Source organism: Kitasatospora sp. NPDC085464 (assembly GCF_044541955.1).
Lineage (GTDB): Bacteria > Actinomycetota > Actinomycetes > Streptomycetales > Streptomycetaceae > Kitasatospora.
In genome coordinates this window covers 105,595-130,539 of sequence record NZ_JBITTM010000007.1, presented here as the reverse complement: position 1 = coordinate 130,539, position 24,945 = coordinate 105,595, and the positions used below count along the sequence as shown (strand labels likewise).

Sequence of the window (24,945 nt, the reverse complement as noted above, 5' to 3'; positions counted from 1 at the left end):
GGCGTGAGACTCGATGTCTACTTGCGTGCCTCGATCAGGAAGCGGGCCGAGTGGGCGACGAACGGGCCCTCGGAGCGGATCTGCTGGTCCAGTTCGCGCAGCCGGTCCCGGTAGGCGTCGACGGTGAAGCCGGGGACCATCCAGATCACCTTGCGCAGGATATAGCGGAAGTGACGTTTCCGCCCAGCTCAGGGGCATGATGGACCATCCGGAGTCAGCAAAAGGTCAGCAAGACTCCCGGAGGTCCGACACCATGGCCACCACAGGTCTCACCCGCGGAATGGGCAGCTTCTTCAAGGAGTGCGCGCACCCCGAGTCCCGCTGGGGCAAGTGCCCGCACGAGTACAAGATCAGGTACCGCAACGCGGCGGGCCGCCAGGCGGAGGAGTCCGGCTTCGCCACCCAGGACAAGGCCAAGGCCCGCCTCGCCGAGGTGTACCACGCGCGGAAGAACTCCCCGCAGAGCCAACGCCTGGCGCCACAGGCCGAAGTAGTAGAACACCGCCGACCAGGACGCCAGGTCATGGGGCAGGTAGCGCCACTGACAGCCCGTCCGGTTCTGGTAGAAGACCGCGTTCACGATCTCCCGCAGATCACAGGACCCCGGATCCCCGGTTGCCGACCGCGCCACCCGGCTCTGCTTCCAGGCCGTGATCACCGGCTCGATCAACGCCCACTGCTCGTCCGATAAGTCGCTCGGATACGCCCGTCTGTCCATGCACCGCAGAACATCACCCGAACCACGACTGGCACGCCAGTACGGCCCGACGTTCACACGTACGAGCGATCACAAGCCGAGAGAAAAGGGACTTAACGTCCACTGAGCCCGAGCGCCAGCGACAGTAGCAACGATGCCGACCTCCCCGTCCTCCGGCGTCCAGGCGGCCCGCAGGGATCTGGCCGCGCGCCTCGGCGAGCTGATGCGCGACGCCGGTTTGAAGGGCGGGGAGCAGTCCGCCCGCTGCGGCTGGCACCCGGCCAGGACCAGCCGCATCATCAACGCCCGCATCGCGGCTTCGGATTCGGACATCCGGGCGTGGTGCCGGGCGTGCGGGGCCGATGACCAGGCCGCAGACCTGGTCGCCTCCACCAGGACCGCGGCCTCCTTCTACGTGGAGTGGCGGCGGATCACCCGCTCGGGCCTGCGCCAGGCGCAGGAAGCCCGCGTGCCGCTCTACGTCCGCACCCGCCACTTCCGCGCCTACTCCTCCCGCGTCGTCCCCGGCGCCTTGCAGACCAGGGAGTACGCCGGCGCGCTGCTGCGCACGGTGGCCGGCGTCCGGCAGACGCCGGACGACGTGGCGCAAGCGGTCGAGGCCCATCTTGCCCGGTCGAGCGTCGTCTTCGAGGGCGGGCGCCGCTTCGTCGCGGTGATCGAGGAGTCCGTGCTGCGGTACCGGATCGGCGACGAAGAGGTGATGGCCGGCCAGCTCCGGCAATGGGCCGTCGGACGCCGGGCCCTCGCGGACGTGAGCCGATGCTGCTCGCGCAGTGCCCCGGGCGCGGAGGGCGTCGGCGAAGAGCGCCGGGGCGCGAGCCGCCCTCCCGGACGGACGGGCGGGGGTGGGCACCCTCCGCTCCGGGGCCGGCTACTTGACGAAGCTCTCGACGACCTTCGGCGGCCAGACCCCGACCTTGAGCGCTCCCATGGAGTAGGCCCGGGAGACCAGGGCGGCGCGGTTCGGGACCCGCAGCTTCCGCAGCAGGCAGGTCACGTGGTACTCGACGCCCTGGCGGCTCAGGTAGAGCCTGGCGGCGAGCGGTACGGTCGAGACGCCGGCCGCGATGCCTTCGAGGATCCTGGCGTCGATCTCGCTCAGCAGCTTCTTCTGGCCGGCCACGACCTCGGACCCGCCTGCCTCCGGACGCCCGTCGGGCATCATCACCAGGATCGACGACTCGTCGGGGAGCCCGCCGCGCACCATGACGGCGGTGAGCGGGACGGTGAAGGCCTCGTCGTCCGGACCGACGGCTATGACGTCGGTGGCGAAGCGGTCGCGCCGCCCCTCGATCAGGCCGGAGAACTGACGCAGCAGCGGCTGCTGGACGCTCGGGTGGACGAGGTCGCTGAAGGTCCGGCCGCAGAGGTCGGCCGATGAGCGCCCGAACTGCCAGAAGAAGGCCTCGTTGGCCTGCCGGATGGTGAGGGCCCGGTCGAGCTGGGCCATGGTCAGACCGGGCTGTCCGACCAGCGGGCGGTGCTGCGATCCCGCGACGTCCCCTTGGACGCGGGCGGGCTCGATGGTCCGGACGGCACCGTCCTGGTCTGCACGGGAAATCACCACGGAAAGTCGGATCCTTTCAAGGAACGAGTACGGTTGGATCTCCTCGGGACGTCCCGGCGCCTTCTCCGGCAGCCTGAGCTGCACTGAACTCCGCGCGGAACCACGGATACCGGCCAACACGTCGGTCGACATTGACCGACGGCCACCCCGGGCCGATTCCGTGGGTGCACCGAGGAGAGGTTCGATGACGATTCCGAGTATTCCGGGGGCCACGCCTGGAACGAACCGCAATTGCAGCTGACGGGGATTCAGCGTACCCAAGCCCCCTGTGAAGGAATATATGGGGCCCGTCAAGAAGCCCTCGGGTACCCGAACCATGGCACCCGGGGCCGCACCCAGGCCGGGAGCCGGTGGACGGCCGCCCGGCGACCCGGCGCCACGCCGGGGAAAGCTTGGATGAACCATGACTTTCCCTTGACCCGCGACTTCCGGTCAAACCAGGACACAGGCGGAGGATCGACCCGCAGCGGCGACCGACCGGCCAGAGGACTAAGGAATTCCCGGCGGTGGGCGTGAGACCAAGGTGGGGTGCAGTCCCGACCGCCAGCCCCGCCCCGAGGGAGTCCGATGAGCGCCGCGCAACGGCCGATCCTGTTTGTCAGCCTTCCGGAGAGCGGCCTGCTCAACCCCCTGCTGGTGCTGGCCGGTGAGCTGGCCCGACGGGGTGTGCCCGACCTCTGGTTCGCCACCGACGAGCCCCGGCGCGCCGACGTGCTCGCCCTGGCCGACCGGTCGGCGGTGGAGTTCGCCTCCCTCGGCGACGTCTTCTCCGAGCTGTCCGCCGTCAGCTGGAGCGACGAGGTGTACCGCCGGGTGACGCAGCCGTCCCGCTTCAGGGCGCACCGCGCGGTGATCCAGCAGTCCTACCGACCCGACCTGCAGGCCGAGAAGTACCGCCGGCTCGCGGCCGTGGCCGACAAGTGCGATCCGGCCCTGATGGTCATCGACTGCGTCAGCGCCTTCGCGGTCGACCTGGCGCTGACCCGGGGCATTCCGTTCGTCCTGAGCGTGCCCTTCCTGCCGAGCAATGTGCTCACCTCGCACAGCCCGTTCGGGCCCTCCCACACCCCGAGGGATTTCCCCGTCCCGCATTCCGGGCTTCCGTATCCGATGGGTTTCGGCCAAAGGCTGATCAACCGCCTCTTCAGGCTCCGCACACTCGCGCTCTTCTTCCACCCCAGGATGGGCAGGGTGCTTTCCGAGGACGCCCGGCTGCGCAAGGAGCTGGGCCTGCCGAAGCCCAGCCCCATGACGCGGATCGACCGTGCGGAAATGGTGCTCTGCAATTCCGTACGGGAGCTCGATTATCCGTTCGAAATCCCCGGGAAGGTGAAGCTCGTCGGGGCCATGGTGCCGCCGCTGCCGGAGGCCTCGCCGGACGACGACCCGACCGGCGTCATGGACTGGCTGGACGCGCAGTCCTCCGTCGTCTACATGGGCTTCGGCACGATCACCCGGCTCACCCGGCCGCAGGTGCGCGACCTCGTGGAGGTCGCGCGGCGCCTGGACGGCCGGCACCAGGTGCTGTGGCGGCTTCCGGCCGAGCAGCAGCACCTCCTGCCGCCGCGCGACGAGCTGCCGGGCAACCTGCGGGTCGAGAGCTGGTTGCCGTCCCAGCTGGACGTGCTGGCCCACCCGAAGATCGAGGTCTTCTTCACCCACGGCGGCGGCAACGGCTTCCACGAGGGCGTGTACTTCGGGAAACCGCTGGTGATCAGGCCGTTGTGGGTCGACTGCTACGACCAGGCCGTACGCGGGCGGGACTTCGGGATCAGCCTGACATTGGACCGGCCGCAGGAGCTCGACCCGGACGACGTCGTGGACAAGCTCACCCGTGTCCTCGGGGACCGCTCCTTCCGCGAGCGCGCCGAACGCGTCGGCGAGGCGCAGCGCGTCGCCGGTGGCCGGGCGGCGGCGGCCGACCTCCTGCTCGGCCTGCCGGCCCTGGCCTGATCATCCACCCCACCGTCCCGGGCCGACCCGCGAAGCGGCAACCCGCGACGGGGCGGCCCGTCCCAGAGTGAGGACACCATGCCCTTCACCATCCCCGTGTCCCGGCCGAGCCTCGACGGGCGCGAGCTGGACTACGTCACCCGCACGATCGGCGACGGCTGGATCTCGTCCCAGGGGCCGTACGTCCGGAGCTTCGAGGAGGCCTTCGCCGAGTACAACGGCTCCGCCCACGGTGTCGCCTGCTCCTCGGGCACCGCCGCCCTCACGCTGGCGCTGCGCGCGCTCGGCGTGGGGCCGGGCGACGAGGTCATCGTGCCGGAGTTCACCATGATCGCCTGCGCCTGGGCGGTGACCTACACCGGCGCCACCCCGGTCTTCGTCGACTGCGCGGACGACCTGAACATCGACGTCACCCGGATCGAGGAGCGGATCACCCCGCGCACCAAGGCCATCATGCCGGTGCACGTCTACGGCCGCCGGTGCGACATGGCGGCGGTCATGGAGATCGCCCACCAGTACAACCTGCGGGTCGTGGAGGACTCCTCCGAGGCCCACGGCATCCGCCCGGTCGGCGACATCGCCTGCTTCTCGCTGTTCGCCAACAAGATCATCACAGCCGGCGAGGGCGGTATCTGTCTCACCGACGACCCCCGGCTGGCCGGCCAGCTCGCGCACCTGCGGGCCATGGCCTTCACCGCCGACCACAGCTTCCTGCACAAGAAGCTCGCCTACAACTTCCGCATGACGGCCATGCAGGCCGCCGTCGCCCTCGCCCAGACCGAGCGCCTGGACGAGTTCCTCGCGGCCCGCAAGGAGATCGAGCGGCGATACGACGAGGGCCTCAAGGACGTCCCCGGGATCACCCTGATGCCACCCCGGGACGTGCTGTGGATGTACGACCTGCGGGCCGAACGCCGCACCGAGCTACGGGAGTTCCTGGCCGCGGAGGGCATCGAGACCCGGCTGTTCTTCCAGCCGATGAGCCGCCAGCCCGGCTACCTCGACCCGGCCTGGCCCGGCCTCAACGCGACCCGCTTCGCCGCCGACGGCCTCTACCTGCCCACCTACACCGCCCTGACGACCGCCGACCAGGACCGCGTGATCGAACGGGTCCGCGCGTTCCACGGCGCGTCCTGAAGCGCACCACGCCCGAGGGGGACCCGACGACATGACGAGCGCCGAACCGCGGGTGGTCGACTTCCCGCTGCGCAGGCCCGGCGAGGCCTTTCCACCGCCCCGCTACCAGGACTACCGCGAGCAAGGCGGCCTGGTGGTGTGCCACCTGCCCAACGGGAACCGGGTGTGGCTGGTCACCCGGCACGAGGACGTCCGGGCCGTCCTGACCGACCGCAGGATCAGCTCCAACCCCGACCACCCGGGATTCCCCAACATCAGCCAGACCATGGGCGTGCCCCGCCAGGAGCAGATCCCCGGATGGTTCGTCGGTCTGGACTCGCCCGAGCACGACCGTTTCCGCAAGGCGCTCATCCCCGAGTTCAGCGTCCGCCGCGTCCGGGAGCTGCGGCCCGCGGTCGAGCAGACCGTGGACCGGTGCATCGACGCCGTGCTGGCCGGCGGCAACGAGGCCGACCTGGTCGCCGACTTCGCCCTGCCCGTCCCCTCGCTGGTCATCTCGGCCCTCCTCGGCGTACCGCCGGTCGACCGGGACTTCTTCGAGTCCCGCACCCGCACCCTGGTGGCGATCCGGGCCTCCACCGATGGGCAGCGCGACACCGCCTCGCGCGAACTGCTGCGCTACATCAACCGGTTGGTCGCCATCAAGCAGAAGTGGCCCGGTGACGACCTGATCAGCCGGCTGCTGGCGACCGGCGCGATCGAGCCCCGGGAGATGTCCGGGGTGCTGATGCTGCTGCTGATCGCCGGGCACGAGACCACCGCCAACAACATCGCGCTCGGCGTGGTCACCCTGCTGAACAACCCCCAGTGGATCGGGGACGACCGGGTGGTCGAGGAGACGCTGCGCATCCACTCGGTGGCCGACCTGGTCTCCCTGCGGGTCGCGACCGAGGACGTCGAGATCGCCGGCCAGCCGATCCGGGCCGGCGAGGGCATCATCCCGCTGGTGGCCGCGGCCAACCACGACGAGCGGGCCTTCGCCTGCCCGCACGCCTTCGACCCCGCCCGCACCGAGCGCCACCACGTGGCCTTCGGCTACGGCGTCCACCAGTGCCTGGGCCAGAACCTCGTCCGGATCGAGATGGAGATCGCCTACCGCAGGCTCTTCGAGCGCATCCCGGGCCTGCGCCTGGCGGTGCCGACCGAGGAACTGCCGCTCAAGTACGACGGTGTGCTGTGCGGCCTGCACGCGCTGCCGGTCCGCTGGTAGCCCCCGCCCACGACACCGTCCCAGGAGGGATGTCCATGCGCGTCACCGTCGACACCGCCCGCTGCGTCGGCGCCGGCCAGTGCGTGCTCAACGCCGGCGCCGTCTTCGACCAGGACCACGACGGCGTGGTCGAACTGCTCGACCACGCCGCGGCCGACGAACACCCGGAGGCGGTCGTGCTGGCCGCCACGCTCTGCCCGTCCGGCGCCATCACCGTCCACCGGGACTGAATCCCGCACCGAAAGAGGACCGACCCATGACCAGTCCCGGCACGTCGAGCACGCTGTGGCTGCGCCGCTTCCACCCGGGAGCCGACCACCCCGTGCGGCTGGTGTGCTTCCCGCACGCCGGCGGCTCCGCCAGCTTCTACCACCCCGTGTCCACGGCCCTCGCCGGCGACACCGAGCTGATAGCCCTGCAGTACCCCGGCCGACAGGACCGCCGCCTGGAACCCTGCATCGAGGACATCGACACCCTCGCCGACCGGATCACCGACGAGCTGCTCACCCTGGACGACCGTCCCACCGTCTACTTCGGCCACAGCATGGGCGCCGTCCTCGCCTTCGAGACCGCCTGGCGGCTCGAAGGGAAGGGCACCCACGCGCCCCGGGCCGTCATCGCCTCCGGCCGCCGGGCGCCGTCCACCACGCGGACCGAGACCGTGCACCGACAGGACGACGAGGGCGTCATCGCCGAGCTCAAGCTCCTCAACGGCACCAGCGCCCAACTGCTCGGCGACGAGGAGATCCTGCGCATGGCGATGCCCGCGATCCGGGCCGACTACCGCGCCGTCGAACGCTACGCCTGCGGGCCGGAGCGCGTCCTCGGCTGCCCGATCACCGCGCTCACCGGGGACGCCGACCCGCGGACCACCGTCGCCGAGGCCCGGGCCTGGCAGGACCACACCACCGGCGCCTTCCGGCTCCGGGTCATCCCCGGGGGCCACTTCTTCCTGGCCGAGCAGCAGGCGGCGGTCCTGCGGGAGATCACCTCCGAACTCGCCGTGCTCCGCTGAACAACAGCCGGCCGCCCCGCCCTCGGGCCGCGGCCGGCCCCGCCCGGCGGCACCGGCAGGACAAGGACCACTGATGCGCACTCTCCTGGTCGACAACTACGACTCGTTCACCTACAACCTGTTCCACTACCTCGCCGAGGTCAACGGGCGGGAGCCGGAGGTCGTCCGCAACGACGACCCGTCCTTCCGGCCGGAGCTGCTCGACGACTTCGACGCCGTCGTCCTCTCCCCGGGCCCCGGCACCCCGCACAACCCCGCCGACTTCGGCCACTGCGCCGGGATCGCCCGCGAGGGCCGGCTGCCCGTCCTCGGCGTCTGCCTCGGCCACCAGGGTCTCGCCCTCGCCCACGGCGCCGCCGTCGGCCGGGCGCCCGAGCCCCGGCACGGGCGCACCTCGGACGTGCGGCACACGGGCACCGGGCTCTTCCGCGACCTGCCCAATCCGCTGGAGGTCGTCCGCTACCACTCGCTCGCGGTCACCAGCCTCTCCCCCGCCTTGGAACCGATCGCCTGGGCGACCGACGACGGCGTGGTGATGGCCCTGCGCCACCGCGAACTCCCGTTGTGGGGCGTCCAGTTCCACCCGGAGTCGATAGGCACCGAGGCCGGACACCGGCTGCTCGCGAACTTCCGTGACCTCGCCGAACAGTCCAACCACGGACAGGGCCGCAGTCGTCGACGCGGCCACGCCGTTCCGCCGACGGCCGGCGCGCAATCCGTCCCCGCGCCGCTCCCGGCCACCCGGCACCTGACCGTCCTGGCCCGGAAGATCGACACCCGGTGGGACGCCGAGACCGTCTTCGACCGGCTCTTCCGCACCGGCAGCCACCCGTTCTGGCTGGACAGCAGCCTCCCCGGCGGGCGGCTCGGCCAGGTCTCCGTCGTGGGCAACGCTTCCGGCCCGCTCGCCCGGGTGGCGAGCGCGGACGTCTCCCGGGGGACCGTCACGGTGACGGCCGGGGGCAGCACACAGGTGCTGGAGGACGAGTTCCTGCGCTGGCTCGACGCGGACCTGCGCTCGCTGCGCGTGGAAGTGCCCGAGCTGCCGTTCGACTTCGCGCTCGGCTGGGTCGGCTGCCTCGGCTACGAGCTCAAGGCCGAGTGCGGCGGCGACCGCGCCCACCCTTCGCCCGACCCGGACGCCGTCATGGTGTTCGCCGACCGGGCGGTCGTCCTCGACCACCGTGCCGGCGCCGCCCACCTGCTCGCCCTGGCCGAGGACGGCCTGGAGGGTCCCGCCCGGGCCTGGCTGCGGGACACCGCCGCCCGTCTCACCGGGCCGGTTCCGCACACCGACCCGCCGGCCCACAACCCGCCCGGCCTGCCCGCCCGCCTGCGGCTGCGCCACCCCCGTGAGGACTACCTCAAGCTCATCGGCGCCTGCCAGGACGAGATCCGGGCCGGCGAGACCTACGAGGTCTGCCTCACCAACATGATCGACGCCCCGGCCGCGTTCGACCCCTGGCAGGCCTACCGCGCCCTGCGGCGGATCAGCCCGGCGCCGTTCGCCGCCTTCCTCGGCTTCGACGGGCTGTCCGTGCTCAGCTCCTCCCCCGAGCGCTTCCTGCGGATCGGGCCGGACGGCGTCATGGAGTCCAAACCCATCAAGGGCACCCGTCCGCGCGGCGCCACCCCGCAGGAGGACACCCTGCTGGTCGCCGACCTGGCGACCAGCGAGAAGGACCGGGCCGAGAACCTCATGGTCGTCGACCTCGTGCGGCACGATCTCGGCCGGTGCGCCGAGACCGGATCCGTCGTCGCCGACCCGCTCTTCGACGTCGAGACGTACGCCACCGTCCACCAGCTGGTCAGCACCGTACGGGCGCGGCTGCGCCCCGGGTGCAGCACGGTCGACGGCGTGCGGTCGGCCTTCCCCGGCGGCTCGATGACCGGCACGCCCAAGATCCGCACCATGCAGATCATCGACCGCCTGGAGAACGGCCCGCGCGGCATCTACTCGGGCGCGATCGGCTACTTCTCGCTGACCGGGGCCGCCGATCTGAGCATCGTCATCCGCACCGCCGTGGTGAGCGGGGGACGGCTGCGCTACGGGGTGGGCGGCGCGATCATCGCGCTCTCCGACCCCGAGGCCGAGTTCGACGAGACGGTGGTGAAGGCCCGCCCGCTGCTGGCGCTGCTGGGCACCGCGTTCCCCGAGCAGCGCCCGGCCGTTCCCCACCCCGCCGCACGCCGGCTCCAGAACGCCTCCAGGGCTTTCCCGGCGGCCTCCGACCGAGGATGACCCCCGCAACCCGCACCCACCCCGGAGTGAAGGTGTCCGTTCACAGCGATGACTACGCGATCGATCCGGCCTCCGGGGCACCCCGGGCGCTGGGCGGTCACACCCTGCCCGGGGTGTTCGCCGCAGCCGTACGACGCGCCCCCGACGCCGTCGCCCTGGTCGACGGGGAACGCGAGCTGACCTGGCGTCAGTGGCAGGCTGAAGTGGCCTCGCTGGCCCGGGCACTCCAGGAGCTGGGCGTGGGCCGGGGCGACGTGGTCGCCGTCCAGCTGCCGAACTGCTGGGAGTACCAGACCGCCCACCTGGCCGTCGCCGCCGTCGGAGCGGTCATGCTGCCGGTGCACGCCGGGTACGGCGCCGCCGACGTGCGGGCGCTGCTGGGCCGGGTGGACCCGGTGGCGGCCCTGCTCGCGCCGGAGGCGGCGGGCACCGCCCCCGAGCTGTCGGCGGCCGTGCCGTCGCTGCGGGCGGTCCTGGTCGCGGGCGACCCGGACGGGCTGCCGCCCGGGGCCCGCTCGCTGGCCCGGACGGTGGCCGACCACACGGGCCGGGAACCGCATCCGGTCGAGGTCCTGCCGGACCAGCCGCTGGTCCTGATCCCCTCCTCCGGCACCACCTCGGCGCGGCCCAAGATCTGCCTGCACAGCCACGACGGCCTGCTCTCCAACACCGCCCCCGTCGCCGAGGAGGGCGGCGCGGCCTTCGCCGACGCGATCCTGACGGCCTGCCCGCTCACCCACCTGTTCGGCCTGCAGTCCCTGCACACCGCACTGTTCCGGGCCTGCCGGCAGGTCCTGCTGCGCAGCTGGGATCCCGAGCGCTTCCTCGCGCTGGCCCGGCGCACCGCCCCCAGCGCGGTCTTCGCCGTCCCGGCGCAGCTGCACGACGTCGTCGGTGCCCTGGCCCGCAACGGGCAGCCCGCCGGATTCCGGCCGCAGCAGGTGCGCACCGCCGGGGCGGCGATCCCCGCCGCGCTGGCCGCGGACGTGCGGACGGCGCTCGGCGGCGAACTGGTGGTGGTGTGGGGCATGTCCGAACTGGGCACCGGCACCCGTACCTCGGCCGCCGACCCGGACGGGGCCGTCGTGCGCACCGTCGGACGGCCGACCGGCGGCGCGCAGGTCCGGATCGTCACCGAGGACGGGCGGGAGCTGCCCCCGGGCGAGACCGGCGAACTCCAGTACCGCAGCCCGAGCATGTTCCGCGGCTACTACCGGGAACCCGCGCTGACCCGCGCCGCGCTCACCCCGGACGGCTGGCTGCGCACCGGCGACCGGGCGAGCCTCGGCACCGACGGGCGGCTCTCCTTCCACGGCCGGGCGGCGGAGCTGATCAACGTGGGCGGACGGAAGTTCGACGCGACCGAGATCCAGGAGCTGCTGGCCGCGATGCCCGGCATCGGGCCGCTCGCCGTCGTCGGCCGGCCGGACGAACGCCTCGGCGAGTACCCGTGCCTGGTGCTCAGCCGCCTGGCCGACCCGGGCATCGGCCTGCGGGAGGTGACCGGCTTCCTGAAGGCCCGCGAGGTCGCCGAGTACAAGATCCCGCTGGAGCTGGTGACCGTCGACGAACTGCCGCGCACCCCGGCCGGCAAGCTCCACCGGCGGGCTCTGGAGGAACTGGTGGCCGCCGATCGGGAGCCGGAGGCCGCGGGCGATGGCCCGGCGCCGCTCGACTACGGCGACGCGCTCGACCTGGTGCGGCGCTGTGCGGCCGAGGCGGCCGGCCGCGGCGCCGAGGACGAGCCGATCGGCGCACGGACCGCGTTCCGGGCGTACGGGCTGGACTCGGTGCGCACCATCCGACTGCGCAACCTGCTGGTGGACGCCACCGGGCGGCCGCTGCCGGTGAGCCTCGGCTTCGACCACCCCGACCCGGCGGCGATCGCCCGGGTGCTGTCCGGCACGGCCGTGGACCGGGCGGACGAGGACCCGGCCGCCGCCTCGGCGGACGAACCGGTCGCCATCGTCGGCATGGCCTGCCGCCTGCCCGGCGGGATCGCCTCACCCGAGGACCTGTGGACACTGGTCACCGCCGGCACCCACGCCTCCTCCGCCTTCCCCGACGACCGTGGCTGGGACCTCGACGGCCTGTTCCACGAGGACCCGGACCACCCCGGCACCTCGTACGTGCACCGGGGCGGCTTCCTGCCCGACGCCGGCCGGTTCGACGCCGGGTTCTTCGGCTTCTCGCCCCGCGAGGCCCTGGCCGCCGACCCGCAGCAGCGGCTGCTGCTGGAGACCGCCTGGGAGGCGCTGGAAGACGCCCGGATCGACCCGAGCACCCTGCGCGGCAGCCGTACCGGGGTGTTCACCGGCGCCATGTACCACGACTACGGCGCCCGGCCGGGGGCGGGCGCCCCGGCGGACCTGGAGGGCCTGCTGGCGATCGGCACGGCCGGCAGCGCGCTGGCCGGGCGGATCTCGTACGTCCTCGGGCTCCAGGGCCCTGCCCTCACGGTGGACACCGCCTGCTCGTCCTCGCTGACGGCCCTGCACCTCGCCTGCCGCTCGCTGCGCTCGGGCGAGTCCTCGCTCGCCCTGGCGGGCGGCGTCGCGGTGATGGCCACCCCGGCGTCCTTCGTCGAGTTCTCCAGGCTGCGCGGGCTCGCCCCCGACGGCCGCTGCAAGGCCTTCTCGGACGACGCCGACGGCGCGGCCTGGGCCGAAGGGGTGGGCCTGCTCGTCCTGGAGCGGCTGAGCGACGCGCGCCGCCACGGGCACCCGGTGCTCGCCCTCGTCCGGGGCTCGGCCGTCAACCAGGACGGCGCCTCGAACGGCATCACCGCACCCAACGGCCCGGCGCAGCAGCGGGTGATCCGGCGCGCCCTCGCCGACGCCGGGCTCGGTCCCGCGGACGTGGACGCCGTCGAGGCCCACGGCACCGGAACGGCCCTGGGCGACCCGATCGAGGCGCAGGCCCTGCTGGCGGTGCACGCCGGCGAGCGGCCCGCGGACCGGCCGCTCTGGCTGGGGTCCGTGAAGTCCAACCTCGGACACACCCAGGCGGCGGCCGGAGTGGCCGGGGTGATCAAGACGGTGCAGGCCCTGCGGCACGGCCTGCTGCCGCGCACGCTCCACGTCACCGAGCCCACGGCCCGGGTGGACTGGTCCTCCGACGCGGTCCGAGTGCTCACCGAGGCCCGGCCGTGGCCCCGGGAGGCCGGCCGGGTACGGCGGGCCGGAGTGTCCTCGTTCGGGATCAGCGGGACCAACGCGCACGTCGTGCTGGAGGAGGCGCCCGCGACGGCCCAGCCTGACGGCGGCGCCTCGGGCGGGCCCGGGCCGGTGCCGTTCGTGCTCTCCGCCCGCAGCGAGCCCGCGCTGCGCGCCCAGGCCGGGCGACTGGCCGAGCACGCCGCCGCCCACCCGGAGCACGCCCTGCCCGACCTCGCCCACGCGCTGGGCACCACCCGCGCCGTGCACGGCCACCGGGCCGTGATGCTCGCCACCGAGCACAGCGAACTCGTCACCGCTCTACGGCAGTTCGCCGCCGGGGAACCCGCCGCTGTCACCCCGGTGACGGGCCGACGGGACGGTGGCGGGCGACTCGCCTTCCTGTTCGCCGGGCAGGGCAGCCAGCGGCCCGGCATGGGGCGTGAACTCGCCCGGGCCTTCCCGGTGTTCGCGGACGCCCTGGAGGAGGTGTGCGGCGCGCTCGACCCGCTGCTGCCGCGGCCGCTGCGCTCCGTCCTGTGGGACGCGACGGAACTGTCGGACCGGACGGAGTTCGCGCAGCCCGCGCTGTTCGCCCACGAGGTCGCGCTGCACCGCCTCCTCGCCTCCTGGGGTGTGCGCCCGGACCTGCTCGCCGGGCACTCGGTCGGCGAGATCGCCGCCGCCCACGTGGCCGGGGTGCTGCCACTGTCCGACGCCTGCGTGTTGGTCGCCGCCCGGGGACGGCTGATGCAGACCCTCCCGGCCGGTGGCGCGATGCTCGCCGTCCGGGCCACCGAGAACGAAGTCCGCCCACTGCTGGGCGAGTTCGTCTCGCTCGCGGCGGTGAACGGCCCGTCCTCGGTGGTCGTCTCCGGTGCGGCCGAAGCGATCGAGGCGATCGAAGCACACTTCGCGGACCGGAGGACGACGCGGCTGCGCGTCTCGCACGCATTCCACTCGCCACTGCTGGACCCGATGCTGGCGGAGTTCCGCGAGGTCCTCGAAGGTCTGTCGTTCGACGCGCCCACCGTCCCGCTGGTCTCCTCGGTCACCGGCCGACCGCTGACCGAGGACGAGGCCCGCGACCCCGGCCACTGGATCCGGCAGGCCCGCGAACCGGTCCGGTTCCGGGACACCGTCGAACGGCTGCGCGCGGAACGGGTCGACGCCTACCTGGAGCTCGGGCCCGCCGCCGCGCTCGCGCCGATGGTCGCGGAGTGCCTGGCCGCCGAGGACGGCGGCCGCCGCGAACCCTCCGCCGCCGTCATCACCACCGGCGCCACGGACCGGGCCGACGAGACCCGGGAAGTGCTCGCCGCCGTCGCGCGGCTGCACCTGCACGGCGTGCCGGTGGACTGGGACACCGTACTCCCCGGAGCCCGGCCGGTGCCCCTGCCGACCTACCCGTTCCAGCGGGAGACGTACTGGCTGACGGCCTCCACCTCGGTGACCGCGACACCACTCGCCCCCGACGCGCCGTCCACCCCGGTCGCCGGGCCGATCGCCGCGGCGACCACCGAGGAACGCGCCGGCATCCTCCGCGAGCTGGTCCTGGCGGAGACCGCGGCCGTGCTCGGGCGGGCCACCGCCGAACTGGACGCCGGACAGGCCTTCAAGGACCTCGGCGTCAACTCCGTCAACGCGCTCGAACTGCGCGAGCGGATCGCCGCCGCCACCGGCACCGTGCTCCCCGCGACCCTGGTGTTCGACCACCCGACCCCGGAGGCCGTCGCCTGCGCCGTCGACGCCCGCCTCGGCCGCGGCGCCGAGCGGCCGGCCACGGCGGCCGAGCTGGTCGACCGGCTGGCCGAACTGCTCGCCACCGGCCCGGCCCTCGACGCGGCCACCGCCACCCGGCTGCGCGACCTCGCCCGGCACAGCGCCCCGCCGAGCGGCCGGGCGAGCACGAGCTCCGGACCGGACCTCGACACGGCCACCGACGAGGACCTGTTCCGCCTGATGGACGCCCTCGACTGACGACCACCGACCCCGCCGCCACCCATCACCCCACGGAAAGCAGTCCATGACCGCCCGCACTCCCCCGTGCCCGCCATCCGCAGCCGACCGCGACCTCGTGATCGAGGCGGTCGACGTCGGCATGGCCTTCGGCACCGTCCGCGCGCTCGACTCGGTCAGCCTCGCCGTCCCCCGGGGCAGTGTGCTCGCCCTGCTCGGCCACAACGGCGCCGGCAAGACCACCCTGGTGAACGTCCTCACCACCGCCCTGGCACCCACCTCCGGCCGGGCCACCGTCGCCGGGTACGACGTCCGCCACCGCCCCGCCGAGGTCCGCCGCAGGATCGGCCTCACCGGCCAGTACGCCACCGTCGACGGACGGATCAGCGGGCGGGACAACCTCCTCCTGCTCGCCCGGCTGCTCGGGGCCGGTCGCCGCGCCGCCCGGGCCCGAGCCGATGAACTGCTCGACCTGTTCGACCTCGGGGACGTGGCCGACCGGCCTGCCCGCGGCTACTCCGGCGGGCTGCGTCGCCGCCTCGACCTGGCCGCGAGCCTGGTGGGGCGGCCGGACGTGGTGTTCCTCGACGAACCGACCACCGGCCTGGACCCGGTGAGCCGGCTCGGCCTGTGGGAGATCGTCGAAGGGCTGGTGGCGGAGGGCACCACCGTCCTGCTCACCACCCAGTACCTGGACGAAGCCGACCGGCTCGCCGATTCCGTCACCGTGCTCTCCGGCGGCACCGTCGTCGCCGCCGGCACCCCCGCCGAGCTCAAGGCCCGGGTGGGCAGGCGCACCGTCACCGTCGTCCTCGACGGCAGCGGATCCGAAGATCCGGAGCGTGCCGCCGAGTCGCTGCGCCGGGCCGGGCTGGCACCCGTCCCGGGCCGCGACGGCACCGCCCTGGTCGTCCCCATCGAAGCCACCCGCGACATCGCGGCCGTGGTCCGGGCCCTCGACGCGGTCGGGGTCGAGGCCGCCGAACTCACCTTCGGAGAACCCGGCCTGGAGGACGTCTACCTCGCCCTCGCGCATCGCCCCGACCCCCCGGAAGGACCCTCTCGGTGACCACCACGCTCGCCACCGGCCGGCCGCCCCGCGCCGAGACACCCGCCCCACCCACCTGGCAGGGCAGTTCGCGGCTCACCCAGGTCCGCATCCTGACCGGGCGGTCACTGCGCGCGCTCGTCACGGACCCCGCCGTCCTGCTCTTCGGGCTGCTCCAGCCCGTCATCACCCTCGTGGTGCTCTCCCAGGTCTTCAGCCGGATGGGCCTGCCGCCGCACTTCCCTCCGGACGTCACGTACCTGGACTTCGTCCTGCCGGCCGTCCTGGTGGACAACGCCGTGCAGTCCGCCGTCCAGTCCGGCGTCGGGCTGGTCGAGGACCTGCAGAACGGCATCGTCGCCCGGCTGCGCTGCCTGCCGGTCGCGCCGAGCTCGTTGCTGATGGCCCGTAGCCTCACCACCCTGGTGCGCGCCGCCGTCCAAGCCGCGGTCATCCTGCTGCTCGGCACCACCGTGCTCGGCTACTCCCCGCGCGGCGGTGTCGGCGCGGTCGCCGCCTCGATCGGGCTGACCCTCTTCATGAGCTGGGCGCTCGGCTGGCTGTTCATCGCCGCGGCGGCCTGGCTCCGGCGGGCCGAGCCGATCCAGAACCTGGCGATCATCGCCGTGCTCCCGCTGATGTTCGCCTCCAGCGCCTACGTCCCGACCGCCGACCTGCCGGGCTGGCTCGCCGCCGTCGCCCACGTCAATCCGCTCACCTACGCGATCGACACGACGCGCGCCCTGGCACTCGGCCTGCCCGGGACGGGCACCGCCGTTCCGGCGCTGCTGCTCGGCGCCACGGTGGCGGGGGTCGGCGCGTGGCTCGCCGTGCTCGGCTTCCGCCGGCCTCTGACGCCGCGCTGAACCGGGAACACGACCTGCCGGGCCCCTTCCGCGTGGTGCGGAAGGGGCCCGGCCGTCGGCGTGTCAGGAAGTCGTCCGCACCCCCGACGAGTACAGCGGCCAGCCCTCGTGGTCCGGGCGGCAGGACACTTCGGCGAACCACCCGGACTCGCGCAGCAGCGCGGGCACCGTCGCGCCGTGGAGGTGGCCGTGCTCGACCACCAGCACACCGCCCGGCCGCAGCAGCCCGGCCGCCGCCTCCACCACCTGCCGGACGACGCGCAGGCCGTCGGCGCCGCCGAACACGGCCTGCCGGGGCTGGTAGCGGCCGAACTCGTCCGGTACCTCGGCCGTGTCCGGCATGAACGGCGGGTTGGCGAGCACGAGGTCCGCTGCACCGGCCAGCCCGGTCAGCGCGCCCGCCCGGTCGGCCCCGCCCTCGTGCACCGTGATCGCGGTGTCCCCGAGCGCGGCCCGCCGGGCGGCGTTGCGGCGGGCGAAGTCCGCGGCGACCGGATCGAACTCGACCGCGTGCACCCGGGCGTCCGGCCGGTGGTGTGCCAGGGCCAGGCCGATCGCTCCGGAGCCGGCGCACAGGTCCACCACCGTCGGCCCGGCGACCCCGTCGACGCTCTCCCGACCGGCCGCCAGCACCAGCTCGCTGTGCACCCGGGGAACGAACACGCCCGGCCCGACCACGAGTTCCAGGCCGGCGAACGCGGCCTGCCCGGTCAGGTGGCCCAGCGGCACCCCCTCGGCTCTTCTGCCCACCAGGTCACGCAGCCGCCGGACGGCTCTGCCGTCGAGCACCCGCTCCCGGTCCAGTCCGGCCGGTCCGTCGCCGAGCACCCGTGCCGCCAGTTCTTCGGCTTCCTGCCGTGCCTCCGCGGGTGTTGTTCCACGAAGAGTCAGCGCCGCCTCGTCGAGCAGGTCCCCCAGTGTCGTCGGCCTCATCCGTCGCCTCCCGGCTCGTGGTACGGCCCCTCGGCCGCACGATGCCGCCCACTGTGCGACCGGAACGGCTAGGTGAGCTTCCAGAACTGGCGTCCGAGCGGGGGTGCCTGCGGGAGGAGCGGGCGTACGAAGACCCGTCGCGGGGGCCCAGGGGGCTCCCGCGACGGGTGAAGGGCCGGACCGGGTCAGTCGGGCAGGCCCAGCTCGTTGTCCAGGAGGTCGAACATCTCGTCGTCCGAGGCCGACTCGAAGTCGAATGCCCCGGAGCCGGACGGTTCGGTCGATGCGCTGCGAGTGGCGAGCCACTTCGCGCGGAGTACCTCCAGCCGGGCGGCGACCCGGTCGAACATGTCCTCGTCGGCCTCTGTCTCCCCGAAGGCCTGCTCCAGGCGGTCGAGTTCGGCCAGCAGCACGGCCGGTCCGACGGTGGGCTCGGGCGCCAGGCCGAGCCGGTCGAAGAGGTGCTCCGCCAGTTCCGCCACCGTCGGGTGGTCGAAGACGAGGGTGGCCGGCAGCCGCAGACCCACCAGCGAGCCCAGGCGGTTGCGCAGCTCCACGGCCGTCAGCGAGTCCAGCCCGAGGTCCTGGAAGGCCCGTTGCGGGTCCACCCCGGAGACCTCGGCGTGGCCGAGGACCGCGGCCACCTGCCGGCGGACCGCCTCCAGCAGCGCCTCGCGCCGTTCAGCCCCCGGCAGCTCGGACAGCCGCCGGACGAACTCGGCGCCGCCGCCCGGCCCGCCGTCCGCGCCTGCGGCCGAGCCGCGCCGCACCGGCATCCGCACCAGGCCGCCCAGGAGCGGGGGGATCTCGCCGCGCTGCCGCAGGGCGGCCCGGTCCAGCCGGAGCGGCAGGACGACGGGCTCCCTGCCGGCCGTGGCAACGTCGAACAGCGCCAGCCCCAGCTCCGGTGTGAGCGGCGGCATCCCTGCCCGGGTCAGGCGCTCGGCCTCGGCCGTGGTGAGGGTGCCGGTCATGCCTCCCGTGCCGGTCCACGGGCCCCAGGCCAGGGAGACCGCGGGCAGGCCGAGGGAGCGCCGGTGGCGGGCGAGCGCGTCCAGGAACGCGTTGGCGGCGGCGTAGTTGGCCTGGCCGGGGTTGCCGAGCGTCCCGGCCGCGGAGGAGAACAGGACGAAGGCGGTGAGGTCCAGGCCCTCGGTGGCCCGGTGGAGGTTCCACGCCGCGTCCGCCTTCGGGCGCAGGACGGCGCTGACCCGCTCGGGCGTGAGCGAGCCGATCGTCCCGTCGTCCAGGACGCCCGCGGTGTGCACCACGGCGCGGATGTCGTGGCGGGCGAACAGCGCCGTGACGGCGGCCGGGTCGGCGACGTCGCAGGCCTCGACGGCCGTCTCGGCGCCGAGTTCGGCCAGGTCGGCGACCAGGTCGGCCACGCCGTCGGCGGCGGCGCCGCTGCGGCTGACCAGGAGCAGGCTGCGCACGCCGTGCTCGGCGGCGAGGTGTCGGGCCATCAGGCGGCCCAGACCGCCGGTACCGCCGGTGACCAGCACCGAACCCTCGGTGGGCCAGGTCGGCGGCTCGGTCCCGGCCTCCTCCCGGGCGAGGCGGGCGGCGAACAACTCGCCGTCGCGGAGGAGCAGTTGCGGCTCGTCGACGGTAAGTGCGGAGGGCCGGAGCTCCGTCTCGGCGGTGGCGAGGTCGAGCAGACCGAACCGGCCCGGCTCCTCCGAGGCCGCCGAGCGCACCAGGCCCCAGGCCGCGGCGCCGGCGAGGTCGGTGCCGGACACCGCGCCCCGCGTCACGAACACCAGGCGCGAGGCGGCGAACTCGTCGCGTGCGAGCCACGTCCGGACCGCGTCCAGGACGGCGGCCAATCGGGTGTGTACCGACTCGGCACCACCGGACGGAAGTTCGGTGAGCACCACCGACGGGACGTCGGGCCGCTCGGCCAGCTCGGCCAGCGCCCGCGCGTTCGGTTCGACGGCGACGAACGCCGTCTCCATGTCGGCCGGTACCTGCACCGGTACTTGCACCGGCACCCAGTCGAGGCGGAACAGCGCATCGTGGCCGGCCGGACGGGCGGCGGCACCGAGCTGCTCGGCGGCGATCGGCCGGACGACGAGCGAGCCCACCGACGCCACCGGCCGCCCCTCGACGTCGGCCGCGGTCAGCGCCAGCCCGCCGGACGCCGACGGCGCCAGCCGGACCCGCAGCGCGGACGCTCCCGAGGCGTGCAGCGCGACGTCCCCCCAGGCGAACGGCACCCCGGCACCGCCCTCCCCGAGCCCGCCGCCCACGGCGAGCGTGTGCAGGCAGGCGTCGAACAGGGCCGGGTGCAGGCCGTAGGCGCCGTCCTCGACGCCCTCGGGCAGGGAGACGTCCGCGAAGAGCTCCTCCCCGCGGCGCCAGACCGCGCGGAGCCCCTGGAACGCCGGGCCGTACCCGAACCCGGCCTCCGCCAGACCGTCGTAGAGGCCGGTCAGGTCGACCTGCTCGGCGTCGGCCGGCGGCCACACGGAGGCGTCGAACGCCGTCGGTGCCGCCCCCGTGCCCAGCACGCCGCTCGCGTGCAGGGTCCACGGGTACGGACCCCCGGCCGCGGGCCGGGAGTGCACGGTCACGGGCCGGCGGCCCGCGTCGTCCGGCACCCCGACGGCGACCTGGAGCTGCACGGCGGCCGTCCCCGGGAGGACCAGCGGCGTCGCGAGCGTCAGCTCCTCGACGACGTCGCAGCCGACCTCGTCGCCGGCGCGCACGGCCAGCTCGACCAGCGCCGTGCCCGGCACCAGCACCGAGCCCAGGACGACGTGGTCCGCCACCCACGGGTGGGTCCGCGCCGACAGACGGCCGGTGAACAGGAGGCCGTCGCTGTCCGCCAGCTCCAGCGAGCCGGTGAGCACCGGGTGTTCGGCGTTCCTGAGCCCGGCGGACTCGGCGCCCCGGCCGGCGGGCAGACCGGTCGGCCAGTACTCCCGGTGCTCGAACGGGTAGGTCGGGAGCTCGGCGAGGTGCCGGCCCGCCCCGGCGAGCAGGGCCCGCCAGTCGACCTTCGTGCCGTGGACGTGCAGGCCCGCGAGGGCCTGGAGGAAGGTCGCCTCCTCGGGGCGGTCCTTGCGGAGGGCCGGCACGGCCACGGTGGCCTCCTCGGGCAGCGCGCTCGCGGTGAGGGCGGTGAGGACGGCGTCGGGGCCGAGTTCGAGGAAGCGGCGGACGCCGGCCTCGTGCAGGGTCCGGATGCCGTCGGCGAAGCGGACCGCCTCTCGGACGTGGCGCACCCAGTACTCGGGCCCCTGGAGGCCATCGGCCAGGCCACCGGTCAGGTTGGAGACCAGCGGGATCGACGGCGCCCGGTACGTCAGCCCGTTGAGCACCGTGCGGAAGTCCTCCAGCATCGGGTCCATCAGCGGGGAGTGGAACGCGTGGGACACCCGCAGGCGCGTGGTCCGGCGGTCGGCGAACTGCTCCTCGATCGCCGCGACGGCCTCCTCCGCGCCCGAGACGACGACGGAGCTCGGGCCGTTGACCGCGGCGATCGACACGAAGTCACCCAGCAGCGGAAGGACTTCGTCCTCCGTCGCCTGCACCGCGAGCATCGCGCCGCCCGCCGGCAGCGCCTGCATCAGACGGCCGCGAGCAGCCACCAGCGCGCACGCGTCCTCCAGCGAGAAAACCCCGGCCACATGCGCGGCCGCCACCTCGCCGATCGAGTGCCCGGCCACGAACTCCGGCCGCAGGCCGAGGGATTCGACGAGCCGGTAGAGCGCCACCTCGACAGCGAACAGCCCCGCCTGGGCGTACGCGGTCTGATTGATCAACTCCTCGTCCTCGCCCCACACGACCTCGCGCACGGGCACGTCCAGCGCCGCGCACACCTCATCGAACGCCTCCGCGAACACCGGGAAGCGCTCGTACAACTCCCGTCCCATGCCCAGGTGTTGCGAGCCCTGCCCGGAGAAGAGGAACGCGGTCTTTCCCTCGGCCGCGACCCCTCGCGCCACCTCCACGCCGTCCACGAGCACCGTACGGTGCGGCAGGCCCGACCGACCGGCCAGGGTGAAAGCCACGTCTGCGTCGGGGAGTTCGTCGACGCCCGCGAGTCGCGCGAGCTGTGCGTCCAGCGCCGCCTCCGACTTCGCGGACACCACCCACGGCACCAGGCCGGGCGCGGCCTCGGTCTCCGTCTCCGTCTCCGTCTCCGTCGGCTCGGGCAGTTCCAGGATCACGTGGGCGTTGGTGCCGCTGATCCCGAAGGACGACACGCCCGCGCGGCGCGGGTGGCCGGTGGCCGGCCACGGGGTGCGCTTGGTGAGCAGTTCCACGGCCCCGGCCGTCCAGTCGACGTGGGAGGAGGGCTGGTCGATGTGCAGGGACTGCGGGAGCTCCCCGTGCTGCATGGCAAGGACCGTCTTGATGACACCCGCGACACCGGCCGCCGCCTGGGCGTGGCCGATGTTCGACTTGATCGAGCCGAGCAGCAGGGGCAGTTCGCGGTCCTGCCCGTAGGTGGCTAGCAGGGCCTGCGCCTCGATCGGGTCGCCCAGCGTCGTCCCGGTGCCGTGTGCCTCGACGGCGTCCACGTCGGCCGCCGCCAGGCCGGCGCTCGCCAGAGCCTGCCGGATCACCCGCTGCTGCGACGGACCGTTCGGCGCCGTCAGACCGTTCGACGCACCGTCCTGGTTGACGGCGCTCCCCCGCAGCACCGCGAGCACCCGGTGACCGTTGCGCCGGGCGTCCGACAGACGCTCCAGCACGACCATGCCGACACCCTCACCCCAGCCCACACCGTCCGCCGCCTCGGCGAAGGCCTTGCTGCGGCCGTCCGCGGCCAGACCTCGCTGCCGGGAGAACTCGACGAACGTCGCCGGGGTGGACATCACCGTCACGCCACCCGCGAGGGCCAGCGTGCACTCACCGCTGCGCAGCGCCTGCGCCGCGAGGTGCATCGCCACGAGGGAGGAGGAACACGCCGTGTCGACGGTCACCGCCGGACCCTCCAGGCCGAGCGTGTACGAGACGCGGCCTGAGGCCACGCTTCCCGCGCTGCCGCTGCCCTGGTGCCCCTCGAACTCACCACCGCCCAGCAGGTTCGCGTAGTCGGCGTACATCACGCCCGCGAAGACGCCCGTCCGGCTGCCGCGCAGCGACACCGGGTCGATCCCGGCCCGCTCGAACGCCTCCCACGAGGTCTCCAGCAACAGGCGCTGCTGCGCGTCCGTCGCCAGCGCCTCGCGCGGGCTCATCCCGAAGAACGCCGCGTCGAACGCCGCCGCCTCCCGCAGGAACCCGCCCGTCCTCGTGTAGGAGGTGCCGGTGTGGTCGGGGTCCGGGTGGTAGAGCGTCTCGACGTCCCAGCCACGGTCGGCCGGGAACTCCGACACCGCGTCCACGCCGTCGGCCACCAGCCGCCACAGGTCCTCCGGCGACGCCACGCCTCCGGGGTAGCGGCAGGCCATCCCGACGAGCACGATCGGGTCGCCGGAGGGCACGGGCAGGGCCGCCGGGAGTTCCACCGGCTCCGAGGCGCCGAACAGGCCCTCCAGCAGGAAGCGCGCGAGCGCGTCGGCGGTCGGGTAGTCGAACACGACGGTGGCCGGCAGCTGGAGACCGGTCACGGTCCGCAGCCGGTTGCGCAGTTCGACCGCCGTGAGCGAGTCGAAGCCGAGGTCCTGGAACGCCCGCGACGGGTCCACCGTCGACCGGCCGTCGTGGCCCAGCACCACGGCGATCTGGTCGCGCACCAGGTCCAGGACGGCCGCACCCCGCTCGTCCGCGCCAAGGCCCGACAGCCGCCGGGTCAGGTCGACCGCGGCGGGGGCCGTGGCCGCCCGGCGCACCGGGGTCCGGACGAGGCCGCGCAGCAGGGCGGGGACGTCGCCCCGGTCCCGGAGGACGGGCAGGTCGAGCCGGACGGGGAGGACGACCGGCTCGACGCCGGTGGCGACCACGTCGAACAGCGCCAGCCCGTTCTCCGGGGCGAGCGGCGGAACGCCCGCGCGGGTCATCCGCTCGCGCTCGGCGTCGGTGAGGGTGCCGGTCATACCGGCCACATCGGACCACGGGCCCCAGGCCAGCGAGACGGCGGGCAGGCCGAGCGAACGCCGGTGCAGCGCCAGCGCGTCCAGGTAGGCGTTGCCCGCCGCGTAGGCGGCCTGGCCCGCGCTGCCGAACGAGCCGGCCATCGACGAGAACAGGACGAAAGCGTCCAGGTCGAGGCCCTCGGTGGCCCGGTGGAGGTTCCACGCCGCGTCCGCCTTCGGACGCAGGACGGCGGCGAGGCGCTCGGGGGTCAGCGATCCGATCACGCCGTCGTCGAGCACCCCCGCCGTGTGGACGACCGCGCGGATCTCGTGCCGGGCGAACAGCTCGGCCACGGCGACCTCGTCCGCCACGTCACAGGCCTCGACGACGGCCTCCGCGCCGAGGTCCGCCAACTCGGCAAGCAGCACATCGACGCCCTCGGCGTCCGCGCCGCGACGGCTGACCAGCAGCAGGCTGCGCACGCCGTGCTGCGCCGCGAGGTGCCGGGCGACCAGACGGCCGAGGCCGCCCGTGCCGCCGGTGATCAGGATCGTCTCCTCGCCCGGCCACGCTGTCGCGTCGGCCGTCGGTTCGGTGCGAGCGAGTCGGGCCGCAAGGATCTCCCCGTCGCGAACCAGCAGTTGCGGCTCGTCCAGGCCCAGGGCAGGGGACGGCAGTTCCTCCTCCCCCGCCAGGTCCACCAGGCCGAACCGGCCCGGCTCCTCAGCCATCGCCGACCGCACCAGACCCCACACCGCAGCGCCCGGCAGGTCCTCGCCCGCCACCACGCCGCGCGTCACGAACACCAGCCGGGAAGCCGCGAAACGCTCCTCGGCCAGCCAGCCCTTCACCACCTCCAGCGCCCACGCCGTCCGCGCGTGCACCTCGCCGGGGGCGGGCGCGAGCACCACGACGGGCGGGACGTCCGCCGGCACCTCCGCGAGCGAGGTGACTTCCACGAACTCCGCGCTGGCAGAAACCCTCACCGGCACCCAGTCCACCCGGAAGAGCTCGTCCCGGCCGACCCGCGAGCCCGCGGCCGTCTCCTCGGCGGCGATCGGGCGCACCGTCAGCGCGCCGACCGAGGCCACCGGCCTGCCGTCGGCGTCCGCCAGCGCGAGCGAGAGCGCGCCGGAGGCGGACCGCGTCAGGCGCGCCCGCACCGCCGG

The 24,945-nt window shown here is 74.0% G+C and carries 12 protein-coding genes and 3 pseudogenes (1 of these 15 only partly in view); 10 read left to right on the top strand and 5 right to left on the bottom strand.

The features are described 5' to 3' along the window. Window positions 1–17: 17 nt before the first annotated feature. Together ACIGG8_RS08125 and ACIGG8_RS08120 are read right to left on the bottom strand one after the other, a co-directional pair. Window positions 18–164: pseudogene (locus ACIGG8_RS08125) on the bottom strand (SAM-dependent methyltransferase); the annotation flags it as partial. Window positions 165–475: 311 nt separating this feature from the next. Next, window positions 476–718, bottom strand: a pseudogene (locus tag ACIGG8_RS08120) (transposase); the annotation flags it as partial. A 133-nt stretch (window positions 719–851) separates the two neighbouring features. On the opposite strand from ACIGG8_RS08120, the pseudogene ACIGG8_RS08115 reads away from it, so the two are divergent. Then, window positions 852–1,427 (top strand): annotated as a pseudogene (locus tag ACIGG8_RS08115) (Scr1 family TA system antitoxin-like transcriptional regulator); the annotation flags it as partial. A gap of 162 nt (window positions 1,428–1,589) precedes the next feature. On the opposite strand, the gene ACIGG8_RS08110 reads toward ACIGG8_RS08115, so the two are convergent. Further along, entirely contained in the window at window positions 1,590–2,168 is a 579-nt protein-coding gene (locus tag ACIGG8_RS08110) for a LuxR C-terminal-related transcriptional regulator (RefSeq protein ID WP_396546492.1), read from the bottom strand. Window positions 2,169–2,852: 684 nt separating this feature from the next. On the opposite strand from ACIGG8_RS08110, the gene ACIGG8_RS08105 reads away from it, so the two are divergent. From ACIGG8_RS08105 to ACIGG8_RS08065, 9 genes are all read left to right on the top strand, one after another. Next, window positions 2,853–4,238: a glycosyltransferase gene (locus ACIGG8_RS08105; RefSeq protein WP_396546392.1), complete on the top strand. Its 1,386-nt coding sequence runs from the start codon at window positions 2,853–2,855 to the stop codon at window positions 4,236–4,238. 78 nt (window positions 4,239–4,316) lie between these two features. Continuing rightward, entirely contained in the window at window positions 4,317–5,375 is a 1,059-nt protein-coding gene (locus ACIGG8_RS08100) for a DegT/DnrJ/EryC1/StrS family aminotransferase (RefSeq protein WP_396546391.1), read from the top strand. A gap of 31 nt (window positions 5,376–5,406) precedes the next feature. Beyond that, on the top strand, window positions 5,407–6,585 hold the full coding sequence (locus ACIGG8_RS08095) for a cytochrome P450 (protein ID WP_396546390.1): 1,179 nt from the start codon (window positions 5,407–5,409) through the stop codon (window positions 6,583–6,585). Window positions 6,586–6,620: 35 nt separating this feature from the next. After that, the gene (locus ACIGG8_RS08090) at window positions 6,621–6,815 is read left to right on the top strand and encodes a ferredoxin (RefSeq protein ID WP_396546389.1); all 195 of its coding nucleotides are present in this window, start codon (window positions 6,621–6,623) and stop codon (window positions 6,813–6,815) included. A 26-nt stretch (window positions 6,816–6,841) separates the two neighbouring features. Continuing rightward, window positions 6,842–7,600: a thioesterase II family protein gene (locus tag ACIGG8_RS08085; RefSeq protein WP_396546388.1), complete on the top strand. Its 759-nt coding sequence runs from the start codon at window positions 6,842–6,844 to the stop codon at window positions 7,598–7,600. 73 nt (window positions 7,601–7,673) lie between these two features. Next, on the top strand, window positions 7,674–9,842 hold the full coding sequence (pabB, locus tag ACIGG8_RS08080) for an aminodeoxychorismate synthase component I (RefSeq protein WP_396546387.1): 2,169 nt from the start codon (window positions 7,674–7,676) through the stop codon (window positions 9,840–9,842). Beyond that, window positions 9,839–14,977 (top strand): beta-ketoacyl synthase N-terminal-like domain-containing protein, encoded by a 5,139-nt coding sequence (locus ACIGG8_RS08075; RefSeq protein WP_396546386.1) that lies wholly within the window; start codon window positions 9,839–9,841, stop codon window positions 14,975–14,977. Before pabB ends, ACIGG8_RS08075 begins: the two co-directional genes overlap by 4 nt. Window positions 14,978–15,023: 46 nt before the next feature. After that, window positions 15,024–16,025 carry an ATP-binding cassette domain-containing protein gene (locus ACIGG8_RS08070; protein ID WP_396546385.1) on the top strand — a complete coding sequence of 334 codons (1,002 nt, stop codon included), beginning with the start codon at window positions 15,024–15,026 and terminating at the stop codon, window positions 16,023–16,025. Further along, a complete protein-coding gene (locus ACIGG8_RS08065; RefSeq protein ID WP_396546384.1) occupies window positions 16,022–16,870 on the top strand; it encodes an ABC transporter permease in 849 nt (282 codons plus the stop codon). The genes ACIGG8_RS08070 and ACIGG8_RS08065 overlap by 4 nt, the downstream gene beginning before the upstream one ends. A gap of 63 nt (window positions 16,871–16,933) precedes the next feature. Here ACIGG8_RS08065 and ACIGG8_RS08060 read toward each other — a convergent pair whose 3' ends face one another. Beyond that, window positions 16,934–17,803, bottom strand: coding sequence for a N5-glutamine methyltransferase family protein (locus tag ACIGG8_RS08060; RefSeq protein ID WP_396546383.1), 870 nt, complete (start codon window positions 17,801–17,803; stop codon window positions 16,934–16,936). 185 nt (window positions 17,804–17,988) lie between these two features. Beyond that, window positions 17,989–24,945, bottom strand: partial view of an SDR family NAD(P)-dependent oxidoreductase gene (locus ACIGG8_RS08055; RefSeq protein ID WP_396546382.1) — the end only. It continues 23,496 nt past the right edge of the window; 6,957 of the gene's 30,453 nt are visible here — the last part of the coding sequence; the start codon falls outside the window, past its right edge; the stop codon is at window positions 17,989–17,991.

Bases quoted from the DNA above. Each gene is read 5' to 3' on its own strand.
- ACIGG8_RS08110 (WP_396546492.1), bottom strand. From the start codon at position 2,168: ATGGCCCAGCTCGACCGGGCCCTCACCATCCGGCAGGCCAACGAGGCC.
- ACIGG8_RS08105 (WP_396546392.1), top strand. From the start codon at position 2,853: ATGAGCGCCGCGCAACGGCCGATCCTGTTTGTCAGCCTTCCGGAGAGC.
- ACIGG8_RS08100 (WP_396546391.1), top strand. From the start codon at position 4,317: ATGCCCTTCACCATCCCCGTGTCCCGGCCGAGCCTCGACGGGCGCGAG.
- ACIGG8_RS08095 (WP_396546390.1), top strand. From the start codon at position 5,407: ATGACGAGCGCCGAACCGCGGGTGGTCGACTTCCCGCTGCGCAGGCCC.
- ACIGG8_RS08090 (WP_396546389.1), top strand. From the start codon at position 6,621: ATGCGCGTCACCGTCGACACCGCCCGCTGCGTCGGCGCCGGCCAGTGC.
- ACIGG8_RS08085 (WP_396546388.1), top strand. From the start codon at position 6,842: ATGACCAGTCCCGGCACGTCGAGCACGCTGTGGCTGCGCCGCTTCCAC.
- pabB (WP_396546387.1), top strand. From the start codon at position 7,674: ATGCGCACTCTCCTGGTCGACAACTACGACTCGTTCACCTACAACCTG.
- ACIGG8_RS08075 (WP_396546386.1), top strand. From the start codon at position 9,839: ATGACCCCCGCAACCCGCACCCACCCCGGAGTGAAGGTGTCCGTTCAC.
- ACIGG8_RS08070 (WP_396546385.1), top strand. From the start codon at position 15,024: ATGACCGCCCGCACTCCCCCGTGCCCGCCATCCGCAGCCGACCGCGAC.
- ACIGG8_RS08060 (WP_396546383.1), bottom strand. From the start codon at position 17,803: ATGAGGCCGACGACACTGGGGGACCTGCTCGACGAGGCGGCGCTGACT.